Raw genomic sequence first — 723 nt, forward strand, 5'->3', positions numbered from 1 at the left:
AAGTAGGCTCCCACTGCTTGTACGCATACGGTTTCAGGATCTATTTCACTCCCCTCTCCGGGGTTCTTTTCGCCTTTCCCTCACGGTACTGGTTCACTATCGGTCAGTCAGTAGTATTTAGCCTTGGAGGATGGTCCCCCCATATTCAGACAAAGTTTCTCGTGCTCCGTCCTACTCGATTTCATTGATAAGAGATTTTCGTGTACGGGGCTATCACCCACTATGGCCGCACTTTCCAGAGCGTTCCACTAATCTCAAACCAACTTAAGGGCTGGTCCCCGTTCGCTCGCCACTACTAAGGGAATCTCGGTTGATTTCTATTCCTCAGGGTACTTAGATGTTTCAGTTCCCCTGGTTCGCCTCTTGCACCTATGTATTCAGTACAAGATACTCAGCTTGTGCTGAGTGGGTTCCCCCATTCAGAGATCTCTGGATCACAGTCTGTTTGCCGACTCCCCAAAGCTTATCGCAGGCTACCACGTCTTTCATCGCCTCTGACTGCCAAGGCATCCACCGTATGCGCTTCTTCACTTGACCATATAACCCCAAGCAATCTGGTTATACTGTGAAGACGACATTCGCCGAAAATTCGCACGTCGCTCTTTCGAGCAGAACTCACAAATTTTACCTTAGCCTGATCCACCAGCAGTGAAACTGGTGTTCAGTCTATTTCTATCACATATCCGAATTTTTAAAGAACGATCTGACAAAAGTCAGAAATCA

At 47.7% G+C, this 723-nt stretch carries 1 rRNA gene; it reads right to left on the bottom strand.

Annotated features, from left to right (window positions below):
* Positions 1-537, bottom strand: a 23S ribosomal RNA gene (locus tag HP547_RS29120); the annotation flags it as partial.
* Positions 538-723: the final 186 nt, after the last annotated feature.

This window comes from Pseudomonas sp. CM27 (assembly GCF_013179515.1).
Classification (GTDB): domain Bacteria; phylum Pseudomonadota; class Gammaproteobacteria; order Pseudomonadales; family Pseudomonadaceae; genus Aquipseudomonas.